The sequence below is a fragment of the Sphingomonas sp. URJC2 genome (assembly GCF_059803575.1).
On sequence record NZ_JAPFGX010000059.1, the window covers coordinates 1 to 10,611 of the forward strand.

Annotated in this window: 12 protein-coding genes; 9 read left to right on the plus strand and 3 right to left on the minus strand. The window is 70.2% G+C overall.

All coding sequences use genetic code 11. The features are described 5' to 3' along the window. Positions 1 to 52: 52 nt before the first annotated feature. A complete protein-coding gene (cobT, locus tag OPU66_RS14225; protein WP_498554314.1) occupies positions 53 to 1,882 on the minus strand; it encodes a cobaltochelatase subunit CobT in 1,830 nt (609 codons plus the stop codon). A gap of 197 nt (positions 1,883 to 2,079) precedes the next feature. Continuing rightward, positions 2,080 to 3,084, minus strand: coding sequence for a cobaltochelatase subunit CobS (gene cobS, locus OPU66_RS14230; RefSeq protein WP_498554315.1), 1,005 nt, complete (start codon positions 3,082 to 3,084; stop codon positions 2,080 to 2,082). A 93-nt stretch (positions 3,085 to 3,177) separates the two neighbouring features. Between cobS and OPU66_RS14235 the strand changes: the two genes are divergently transcribed. Further along, the gene (locus tag OPU66_RS14235; RefSeq protein WP_498554316.1) at positions 3,178 to 3,621 is read left to right on the plus strand and encodes a VOC family protein; all 444 of its coding nucleotides are present in this window, start codon (positions 3,178 to 3,180) and stop codon (positions 3,619 to 3,621) included. A gap of 10 nt (positions 3,622 to 3,631) precedes the next feature. On the opposite strand, the gene OPU66_RS14240 is transcribed toward OPU66_RS14235, so the two are convergent. After that, on the minus strand, positions 3,632 to 4,267 hold the full coding sequence (locus OPU66_RS14240; protein WP_498554317.1) for a J domain-containing protein: 636 nt from the start codon (positions 4,265 to 4,267) through the stop codon (positions 3,632 to 3,634). Positions 4,268 to 4,300: 33 nt separating this feature from the next. On the opposite strand from OPU66_RS14240, the gene OPU66_RS14245 reads away from it, so the two are divergent. The 8 genes from OPU66_RS14245 (at position 4,301) to thiL (ending at position 10,523) form a co-directional block, all read left to right on the plus strand. Then, positions 4,301 to 4,624, plus strand: a complete 324-nt coding sequence (locus tag OPU66_RS14245) for a BolA family protein (RefSeq protein ID WP_498554318.1) — start codon at positions 4,301 to 4,303, stop codon at positions 4,622 to 4,624. Beyond that, complete coding sequence (locus OPU66_RS14250) at positions 4,621 to 5,070, plus strand: NUDIX hydrolase (RefSeq protein ID WP_498554320.1); 450 nt, start codon at positions 4,621 to 4,623, stop codon at positions 5,068 to 5,070. The genes OPU66_RS14245 and OPU66_RS14250 overlap by 4 nt, the downstream gene beginning before the upstream one ends. Continuing rightward, the gene (locus OPU66_RS14255; RefSeq protein ID WP_498554321.1) at positions 5,067 to 5,963 is read left to right on the plus strand and encodes a pirin family protein; all 897 of its coding nucleotides are present in this window, start codon (positions 5,067 to 5,069) and stop codon (positions 5,961 to 5,963) included. Before OPU66_RS14250 ends, OPU66_RS14255 begins: the two co-directional genes overlap by 4 nt. A gap of 123 nt (positions 5,964 to 6,086) precedes the next feature. Beyond that, positions 6,087 to 6,980: an alpha/beta fold hydrolase gene (locus tag OPU66_RS14260; protein ID WP_498554322.1), complete on the plus strand. Its 894-nt coding sequence runs from the start codon at positions 6,087 to 6,089 to the stop codon at positions 6,978 to 6,980. 270 nt (positions 6,981 to 7,250) lie between these two features. Next, positions 7,251 to 7,919 carry an ATP phosphoribosyltransferase gene (hisG, locus tag OPU66_RS14265; RefSeq protein WP_498554323.1) on the plus strand — a complete coding sequence of 223 codons (669 nt, stop codon included), beginning with the start codon at positions 7,251 to 7,253 and terminating at the stop codon, positions 7,917 to 7,919. Beyond that, complete coding sequence (hisD, locus tag OPU66_RS14270; RefSeq protein ID WP_498554324.1) at positions 7,916 to 9,205, plus strand: histidinol dehydrogenase; 1,290 nt, start codon at positions 7,916 to 7,918, stop codon at positions 9,203 to 9,205. Before hisG ends, hisD begins: the two co-directional genes overlap by 4 nt. Beyond that, the gene (gene nusB / locus OPU66_RS14275; protein WP_498554325.1) at positions 9,202 to 9,654 is read left to right on the plus strand and encodes a transcription antitermination factor NusB; all 453 of its coding nucleotides are present in this window, start codon (positions 9,202 to 9,204) and stop codon (positions 9,652 to 9,654) included. Before hisD ends, nusB begins: the two co-directional genes overlap by 4 nt. 17 nt (positions 9,655 to 9,671) lie before the next feature. Then, positions 9,672 to 10,523, plus strand: coding sequence for a thiamine-phosphate kinase (gene thiL, locus OPU66_RS14280; RefSeq protein WP_498554326.1), 852 nt, complete (start codon positions 9,672 to 9,674; stop codon positions 10,521 to 10,523). Positions 10,524 to 10,611: the final 88 nt, after the last annotated feature.

The following is a 10,611-nucleotide window of genomic DNA, read 5'->3' on the forward strand; positions in this document are numbered from 1 at the left end:
CCCCCCCCCCCCCCCCCCCCCCCCCCCCCCCCCGGCGCTCAGGCCCCGGCGTTCAGGGCTGGTCGAACAGCCCGGCCAGCTGCTCGACCATCGTGCCGCCCAGCTGTTCGGCATCCATGATCGTCACCGCCCGGCTGTAATAGCGGGTGACGTCATGGCCGATGCCGATCGCCACCAGCTCGACCGGCGAGCGCGCCTCGATCCAGCCGATCACCTGCCGCAAATGGCGTTCCAGATAGGCGCCATTGTTGACCGACAGCGTCGAATCATCGACCGGCGCGCCGTCCGAAATCACCATCAGGATCTTGCGTTCCTCGGGCCGGGCGATGATTCGGCTGTGCGCCCACATCAGCGCCTCGCCGTCGATATTTTCCTTGAGCAGCCCCTCGCGCATCATCAGGCCAAGGTTCCGCCGCGCCCGCCGCCACGGCATGTCGGCAGGCTTGTAGACGATGTGGCGCAGATCGTTGAGCCGGCCGGGCAAGGCCGGGCGGCCCGCCGCCAGCCAGTCCTCGCGCGATTGCCCACCCTTCCAGGCGCGGGTGGTGAAGCCCAGAATCTCGGTCTTGACGCCCACCCGTTCGAGCGTGCGGGCAAGGATGTCGGCGCTGATCGCGGCGATGGAAATCGGCCGGCCGCGCATCGATCCCGAATTGTCGATCAGCAGCGTGACGACGGTGTCGCGGAAATCGGTATCACGCTCGATCTTGTAGCTGAGGCTCTGGCCCGGATTGACGACGACGCGCGCCAGCCGCGCGGCATCGAGCAGTCCTTCTTCCTGATCGAAATCCCAGCTGCGGCTCTGCTGCGCCATCAGCCGGCGCTGCAAGCGGTTGGCAAGCTTGGCCACCGCGCCCTGCAGATGGACGAGCTGCTGGTCGAGATAGGCACGCAGCCGCCCCAGCTCGTCCTCGTCGCACAGCTCGCCCGCCTCGATCACCTCGTCGAACCGGCTGGTCCAGACCTTGTAATCGAACTGCGGCGGCAGATCGGCGGGCGGCCGGTTGGGGCGCACGGGCATCATCCCGTCCTCGCCGTCCTCGGCGGCCTCGGCCTCGCCATCGGCGTCGTAATCAGGCTCGCCCTCATCAGGCTCGCTCTCGCCGTCCTCGCCTTCCGCCGGCTCGGTGCGCGCCTCCATCTGGCCTTCATTGCCGGCTTCGCCGTCATCGGCCTCGTCGGTGGTTTCGGCCTCGTCGGGTTCGTCGCGCCCCTCGCTGTCGCTGTCGTCGGCGCTGTCATTGGCCTCGGCCTCGGCGTCGACCAGTTCGAGGTCGCGCAGCAGCTTGGCGGTCAGCTTCTGGAACTGCGCCTGATCGTCGAGCGCGAGCGCCAGCGCGTCGAGATCGTCCCCGGCCCGCCCTTCGATCCAGTCGCGCACCAGCGCCAGCCCCGGCTCCGCCGCCGCCGGGCTGGGGCGGCCGGTCAGCCGTTCGCGCACCATCAGCTGCACCGCGCTTGACAGCGGCACCTCGTCGCGCGTCCGCGCCCGGCTGATCGGATCGGAGCGCAGCCGCATGACGAGCGCGGCATCCAGATTGTCGGCAACCCCCGCCAGCCCGCGCGCGCCCAGGGCCTCGACCCGCGCCGTCTCGGCGGCGTCGAACACCGCGCGCGCAATCGCGTCCACCGGCGCGCCGCGCGCATGCAGCGCGGTGTCGTGATGGCGCAGCCTGAGCGCGAATGCATCGGCAAAGCCGCGCGCCTCCGCCACCTGTTCGGGCGGCAGGCTGCGCGACGGCATCGGCACGCGCAGGTTGCGCCCGGCCTGGCCGGGGGCGTCGGCGGTGAATGCCAGCTCCACCTCCGGCTCGCGCGCCAGCGCGCGGGCGGTGCCGGTCAGCACCTGGCGGAACAGATCAAGGGGGGTCTGATTGGCCATGCCGGCCCGCATTACGCCAAGCGCGGGCCGACGACAAACGGTTGCGCGCGCGGCCCCGTCACCGGGGGTCGGCAAATGGGCGAATGGCGGTTGAGAGCGGTTTCCGAACCGTTTGCATCGGCTCAGAAACCGCTTCAGGTCTTTGATCTGCCGCGTTTTCCGGGCCGCCGGGTGATTCGTCCCGGCTGGGAAATGCTCTAGGCCTTGCGCGTCACGCTTTCGGGCAGGTCCTTGCCGAACACGCGCTGATAATATTCGGCGACCAGCGCGCGTTCCGCCTCGTCGCACTTGTTGAGGAACGACAGGCGGAAGGCGAAGCCGACATCCTTGAAGATCAGCGTGTTCTGCGCCCAGCTGATCACCGTGCGCGGGCTCATCACCGTCGAAATGTCGCCGGCGATGAAGCCCTGCCGGGTCAGTTCGGCGACGCGCACCATCTGCTCGACCTGCTTCTTGCCGTCCGGGCTGTCATATTCGCCGGACTTGGCCATCACGATCTGCGCCTCGACCGCGGCGGGCAGATAATTGAGCGTGACGACCAGATTCCACCGGTCCATCTGGCCCTGATTGATCTGCTGGGTGCCGTGATACAGCCCGGTCGTGTCGCCCAGCCCGACAGTGTTCGCGGTGGCGAACAGCCGGAACCACGGATTGGGGCGGATCACCCGGTTCTGGTCGAGTAGGGTCAGCTTGCCCTCGGTCTCGAGCACGCGCTGGATCACGAACATCACGTCCGGGCGGCCGGCATCATATTCGTCGAACACCAGAGCGGTCGGCGTCTGCAGCGCCCAGGGCAGCAGCCCTTCGCGGAACTCGGTCACCTGCCGCCCGTCGCGCAGCACGATGGCGTCGCGGCCGATCAGGTCGATGCGGCTGATATGCGCGTCGAGGTTGATGCGGATGCACGGCCAGTTCAGCCGCGCCGCCACCTGCTCGATATGGGTCGATTTGCCGGTGCCGTGATAGCCCTGCACCATCACGCGGCGGTTGTGCGCGAAGCCGGCAAGGATGGCGAGCGTCGTGTCCGGATCGAACACATAGGCCGGATCAAGGTCGGGCACCCGTTCGTCGGCGGCGCTGAACGCCGGGCATTCCATGTCGATGTCGATGCCGAACAGCTCGCGCACGCTCACCTTTTTGTCGGGCGCGGCGATCAGCGTGGTCGAACGGGAATCGGGCACGGTGTTGGGCAGGTCGGTCATCGCAGGTCCTGAAAAGGGCAAAGGCGTGCGCAACAGGCGGTAATCGCGATGGCGGGGCTTGCCAAGCGGGGAAGTCCGCGCCGGGGTGCCGCCATGGTTGCGCGGGCCGCGCGCAGCGGCGATGAACGCCGGATGCAGACACCGGTGTTCATCAACTTTCCGGTCGCCGATCTCGACCGGGCTATGGCCTTCTATGCCGCGATCGGCTTTTGCGCGGTGCCGCTGCTCACGACGCGCAGCATGGCCTGCATGACCGGGCCGGCGGGGCTGGGGCTGATGCTGCTGACGCCCGGGGCCTGGGCGCGGTTCACCCCGCGCCCGCCAAGCCCGGCGGGCACATCGGAAACGATGATCGCCCTGCCATGCGCCAGCCGCGCCGAGGTCGACCGGCTGACCGGAACGGCGGCGGCAGCGGGCGGCACCGCCGATCCCAATCCGGTTCAGGATCTGCCGGTCATGTATTCGCGCAGCTTTGCCGATCCCGACGGCCATGTCTGGGAAACGATGTGGCTCGACCCGGCGGTGCTCGCCGGCTGAAGCGGGCGGCTCAGGCGAAGGCGGGGGCCGATTTCAGCCGCGTATAGGCCCCGATCACGCCCTGCAGCTTGGTTTCATGGCTGCGGTCGCCGCCATTGCGGTCGGGGTGATAGAGGCGCACCAGCTCGGAATAACGCTGGCGCAGCGCCTTGCGGTCGGCATCGATATCAAGGCCGAGGGTGACGAGGTCGCGGCGATTCTCGCCCGACAGCGGGCGGCCGTCCTGGCGTTCGCGCGCCGCCGCCGTGCCGCGCCGGAACCGCGCCCCGATCGCATCCAGCGGATCGCCGAAATCGGCCCAGCGCGGCGGCCGGTCCGCCCCGACATGGGCAAAGGCGCGGGTTTCGCGTTCCCAGCCGGCATAGGGGCGCTGCGCGGCCTCGATCTCGTCGGCGCTCATGCCGGAGAAATAATTGTAGCCGGCGTTGAAGGCGCGGACATGGTCAAGGCACAGCCAGCGCCATTCGGGCGGCCGGTCGGCTCGCTGCCCGCCGGGGTGGCGCGGGGCGCGGAACTCGCCCGCCTCGGTGCAGCCGGGATGTTCGCACGCGCGGTCGCCGCCGCCCACCCGGCCGTGAAACCGGGCGCGGGGGCTCGTCCGCTGGGGGCCGTCCTCGGGCCGGGGGCTGTCGTTCCGCGTCGCCATTCTGTCCGTCACAAAAACGCGTATATAGGGGCGATGGATCATCCTGCCACGCCAAACACCGCCGCCCCGTCCGCTGCCGCGCCGGGGCCGGTCGCCGCCGAAATCATCCGCCGCCTGACCGACGCGCTCGCCCCGGTCGCGCTCGAGGTCGTCGACGACAGCGACCGGCACCGTGGCCATGCCGGGCATGACGGGCGCGGCGAAAGCCATTTTTCGGTGCGCATCGTCAGCGCCGCGTTTGCCGGGCAGAGCCGCGTCGCGCGCCAGCGCATGGTCAATCACGCGCTGGCCGAGCTGCTGGTCGAGCGCGTCCATGCGCTCGCGATCCGCGCCGAGGCCCCGGCGGAGGCGGCATGACCGTCCGGCTGAAGCGGCCGGCGGCGCGCATCCTGCTGCTCGATGCCGAGGCGCGCGTGCTGCTGTTCCGCTTTGTCGCCGATGACCGGCCGCCCTTCCGGGCGACGCCGGGCGGCGCGCTGGAGCCGGGCGAGGCCTATGCCGCCGCCGCCCGGCGCGAGCTGTTCGAGGAAACGGGCATCGTCGCCGATCCCGGCCCCGAACGCTTCCGGCGGCAGGTCGTGTTCCGCACGCTGGAGGGCGATGATGTCGACGCCGATGAACGGTTTTTCGTCATCCGCTGCGCCAACCCCGAAATCCGCGCCGATGGCCATACCGATCTGGAACGGCGGGTGATGCAGGACTGGCGCTGGTTCACGCGCGCCGAGCTTGCCGGCTGGCCCGAGACGGTCTGGCCGGCCGATCTGGCCGACATGCTGGCCGAAATCGCGGAGGACGACCGATGACCGATCCGTTCACGCTGACCATCACCCCCAGCACCCATGATCTGGGCGGCTTTTCGGTGCGCCGGACGCTGCCGTCGCGGCCGCGCACCATGGTCGGCCCGTTCATCTTCGTCGATCAATTCGGCCCGGCCCAGCTCGCCCCCGGCGCGGGGATGGATGTGCGCCCGCATCCGCACATCAACCTGTCGACCGTCACCTATCTGTTCGGCGGCGCGATCGACCACCGCGATTCGCTCGGCACCTTTGCGCGGATCGAGCCGGGGGCGGTCAATCTGATGACGGCGGGGTCGGGCATCGTCCATTCCGAACGCTCCCCGGCCGATGAGCGGGCGGCGGGCGCGGTGATGTCGGGCATGCAGACCTGGCTCGCGCTGCCCGAGGCGCTTGAGGAAACCGCCCCGGCGTTCGAGCATGTGCCCGCGGCCAATCTGCCGCTGATCGACGGCGAGGGCGTGACCGCGCGGATCATCATGGGCGCGCTGTGGGGGCGGCGTGCGCCCACCACATGCCATGCCGAGACCATCTATGCCGATATCCAGCTTGCGCCCGGCGCGGCGGTGCCCATCGACGCGGCGGCCGACGAGCGCGCGGTGGTGGTCGCGCTTGGCGATGCCAGCCTCGACGGCCAGCCGCTCGACCGGCACAGCCTTTATCTGCTGAAGCCGGGGGTGCCGATGACGCTGCGCAGCAGCGGCGGCGGGCGGATCATGCTGCTGGGCGGGGAGGCGTTTGCCAGCCCGCGCCATGTCTGGTGGAACTTCGTCTCGTCGCGGCGCGAGCGGATCAATCAGGCCAAGCATGACTGGAAGGAGGGCCGGTTCCCGACCGTCCCGGCCGACGCCGACGAACACATCCCGCTTCCCGAAGTGCCGCTGACCATCTCGCACCCCTAAGCATTTTCAAGCCGGGTGGCCCCGCCCGGCGGCTCAGGAGCAGTCTGCGTGCGCTCGACACCGGCGGGGCGCGGCGGATAGGCTCGCCCCCAGACCGGCGGGCCGGCTGGAGGGGATGACGGGATGACGATCGAACAGCAGCGTTTCCATCTCCCGACTGGGGTCGATCTGGACGTGACGCTGGCCGGGCCGCGCGCTGCCCCGGCGATCATCTTCCTGCACGGCTTTCCCGAATCGCACCGCACCTGGCGGCACCAGATCGCGGCTCTGTCCGACCGCTATTTCGTCATCGCTCCCGATCAGCGCGGCTATGCCGGCTCGTCCAAGCCCGCGCGGGTGGAGGATTATGCGCCTGATCGTCCGGTCGCCGATCTGATCGCGCTCGCCGATGCGCTTGGTCTCACGCGCTTCACGCTGGTCGGGCATGACTGGGGCGGGGCGATCGCCTGGACGGCGGCGCTCAACCACCCCGACCGCATTGCCCGGCTGGTGATCTGCAACGCCCCGCACCCCTTCATCTTCCAGAAAAGCCTGTTTGACGATCCTGCACAGCGCGCCGCCAGCCAATATATCCGCGACTTTCGCGATCCGGGGTTCGAGGCAAGGCTGGGTGTGCTCGGGCTGGAGCGGTTTTTCGACACCAGCTTCTTGAAGGAAATCGATCCCGCCCGGCTGGGGGCCGAGGAACGGGCAATCTATCTGGAGCAATGGCGCACGCCCGGCGCGTTCACCGCGATGCTGAACTGGTATCGCGCGACGACGCTGATCGTGCCGGCGACGGACGAAACAGCGGCGCGGCCCGCCTTTCTGGACGGGCCGTTCCCGGCGATCACCATGCCGACGCTCGTCATCTGGGGGATGAAGGACAGCGCGCTGCTGCCCGTCCAGCTCGACGGACTAGCCGCCTATGTCGACCATCTACGCGTCGTCGAGGTGCCGGACGCCGGGCATTTCATCCCCTGGGAAGCGCCCGAGGCGGTCACGGCGGCGATTGCGGAGTTTGTCGGCGCGGGGTGACGTATGCCTGTCGCGGCACCGGAAGTTGTTGGTGGTGCGGCTCTCGCCGCACGGGCGGCACCGGCCCGCTCCCCCACCCGGCCTCCCAAATGATGCTGGCGCTGGGCGACCGGGTGGGGGAGCGGGCCGGCGCCGCGACAGGCGACAGGTCACCCCGGCTTGGAGGCGCGCAACAATAACGCCGGCGCGCGCCGCACCACAAACACGCCGCGCACCCCGCACCGCCGCCATGTTGCCCTTGCGTCCGCCTGCGCGTAAAGCCGCGCGGCCATGGCCGATCCCATCATCATCGCCGTGCCGAAGGGCCGGATTCTGGACGAGGCGCTGCCGCTGCTTGCGCGCGCCGGCATCGTTCCCGAACCCGCCTTTGGCGACAAGAACAGCCGGGCGCTGCGCTTTGCGACCAACCGGCCCGACATCTCGCTGGTGCGGGTGCGCGCCTTTGATGTCGCGACCTTTGTCGCGCATGGCGCGGCGCAGCTGGGCATTGTCGGTTCCGACGTGCTGATGGAGTTCGACTATTCCGAACTTTATGCGCCCGTCGATCTGGGCATCGGCCATTGCCGGGTGTCGGTGGCGGAACCGGCCGAAATGGCCGCGGGCGACGATCCGCGCGCGTGGAGCCATGTGCGCGTCGCCACCAAATATCCCGCCCTCACCCGTCGCCATTTCGAGGCGCGCGGCGTACAGGCCGAATGCGTGAAGCTCAGCGGCGCGATGGAGCTGGCGCCGCTGCTCGGCCTGACGAGCCGCATCGTCGATCTGGTCTCGTCCGGCCGCACGCTCAAGGAAAACGGGCTGGTCGAGGTCGAGGTGATTGCCGAGGTCAGCGCCCGACTGATCGTTAACCGCGCCGCGTTCAAGATGCGCGCCGCCGCGATCGCCCCGATCGTGGATGCGGTGCGCCGCGCCGCCAGCCCATCGGAAGCCGCCGCATGATCCGCCTGTCCCTTTCCGATCCCGATTTTGCCGCCCGGTTCGACGCGCTGGTCGGCGCGCGCCGCGAAAGCGCCGATGACGTGTCGCGCGATGTGGCCGCGATCCTCGCCCGGGTGCGCGACGAAGGCGATGCCGCGCTTGCCGATCTGACCGCCCGGTTCGACCGGCACGATCTGGACGCCGGCGGCTGGCGGATCGATCCGGCCGAGTGCCGGGCCGCGCTCGACGGGCTGCACCGCGAACTGCGCCGCGCGCTCGAACTCGCGCATGCCCGCATCACCTCCTATCATGAAAAGCAGCGCCCCGCCGACCGTGACGAGGTCGACCCGATGGGCGTGCGGATCGGCGCGCGTTGGCGGCCGGTCGATGCCGCCGGGCTGTATGTGCCGGGCGGGCGCGCGGCCTATCCCAGCTCGCTGCTGATGAATGCCGTGCCGGCGCGCGTCGCCGGGGTCGGGCGGCTGGCGATGGTGACGCCGACGCCCGATGGCGTCGTCAATCCGCTGGTGCTCGCCGCCGCCGCTCTGGTCGGGATCGAGGAGATCTGGCGGGTCGGCGGCGCGCAGGGCGTGGCCGCGCTCGCTTACGGCACCGGGCGGATCGCGCCCGTCGATGTGATCGTCGGGCCCGGCAATGCCTGGGTGGCCGAGGCCAAGCGCCAGCTTTACGGCGTGGTCGGCATCGACATGGTCGCCGGGCCGTCGGAGATTCTGGTCGTCGCCGACAGCGGCAACGACCCTGACTGGATCGCCGCCGATCTGCTGAGCCAGGCCGAGCATGACCCGACCAGCCAGTCGATCCTGATCACCGACGATGCCGGCTTTGCCGACCGGGTGGCCGCCGCGGTCGACGCGCAGATCCCGACCCTCGCGACCGCGGCGACCGCGCGCGAAAGCTGGGACCGCCATGGCGCGATCATCGTCGTGCCCGATCTGCTGGCGGCGGTGCCGCTGATCGACCGGCTGGCGGCCGAGCATCTGGAACTGGCGGTCGCCGATCCCGAGCCGCTGTTCGCCGCCGTCCGCCATGCCGGCTCGATCTTCCTCGGCCGTCACACGCCCGAGGCGATTGGCGATTATCTGGGCGGCCCCAACCATGTGCTGCCGACCGGGCGCCGGGCGCGATTCGCCTCGGGCCTGTCGGTGCTCGATTTCATGAAGCGGACGAGCTTTCTCGGCTGCTCCCCCGGTGCGCTCGCGGCGCTCGGCCCTGCGGCCGTCGCGCTTGCCGATGCCGAGGGGCTGCCCGCCCATGGCCGCTCGGTCGCATTGAGACTGGACAGATGACCAAGAACGAAAGAGCCCGTTCCCGCTCCGCCGCCCGGCTGGCCGCCGTGCAGGCGCTGTATCAGCTGGAAATGGAACAGACCCCGCTGCCGCAGCTGCTGGCCGAGTTTCACCAGCACCGGCTGGGCGCGACCATCGAGGGCGATGAATATGCCGATGCCGAAACCGGCTTTTTCGACGATGTCGTGAAAGGCGTCGCGGCGCGGCGGGCCGAAATCGACACGCTGATCGCCGCCCGGCTGACGCAGGGCTGGAACCTCGACCGGCTCGACCGGCCGATGCGCCAGATCCTGCGCGCCGGCACCTATGAGCTGATCGCGCGCGCCGATGTGCCGGTCGGCTCGGTCATCAGCGAATATGTCGACGTCGCCCATGCCTTTTACGACCGCAAGGAAACCGCGTTCGTGAACGGCCTGCTCGACGCGGTCGCCAAGGACGTGCGCCGCTGAGCGCGGCGGGGCCGGATCTGGACGAGGCCGGCTTCATCGCCGCGCTGCGCGGGCTGGCGACCGATCCGGCCGCAAGGGGGCTGGCCGATGATGCGGCGGTGCTCGGCGATCTGGTGTTCACCCATGACATGATCGTCGAGGGCGTGCATTTCCTGCCCGGCGATCCCCCCGGCGATGTCGCGTGGAAGCTGCTGGCGGTCAATCTGTCCGATCTGGCGGCCAAGGGCGCGACCCCGATCGGCTGCCTGATCGGCTATCCGCTGGGCGACGGCGCGTGGGACCGTGCGTTCCTGGCCGGGCTGGGCGAGGCGCTGGCGGCGTTCGGGGTGGCGCTTCTGGGCGGCGACACTGTGCGCCATCACGGGGCCCGCAGCCTGGGGCTGACCGCCATCGGCCGCGCGCCCATCGCCCCGTCGCGCAGCGGCGCGCAGCCGGGCGACCGGCTATGGGTGACCGGGCGGATCGGCGCGGCGGGGATCGGCCTTGATCTGGCGCGCACCGGCCGCGACGGGCCGGAGCTTGCCGCCTATCGCCGCCCGCAGCCGCGGCTGGCCGAGGGGCGGCTGCTCGCGCCGGTCGTTCATGCGATGATGGATGTGTCGGACGGGCTGCTGATCGACGCCGCGCGCATGGCGGCGGCCAGCGGGCTGGGCGTCACCATCGCGCTCGACCATGTGCCGCTGTGCGGCGATCCGCTCAGCGCGGTGACGGCGGGCGATGATTATGAGCTGCTGTTCGCGCTGCCCGACGGCCGCGATCCGCCGGTCGCAGCCACCGCCATCGGCCAGTTCGCGGCCGGGGCCGGACTGACCCTCACCGATCACGGCCGCGCGGTGCCGCTGCCCGACCGGCTCGGCTGGAGCCACTGAGCAGGCGGTTGGCTGGGAAGAACGGCACCGGCCCGCACCCCCACCCGGCCTCCCAACGGCAGGATACACTGTGGGAGGCCGGGTGGGG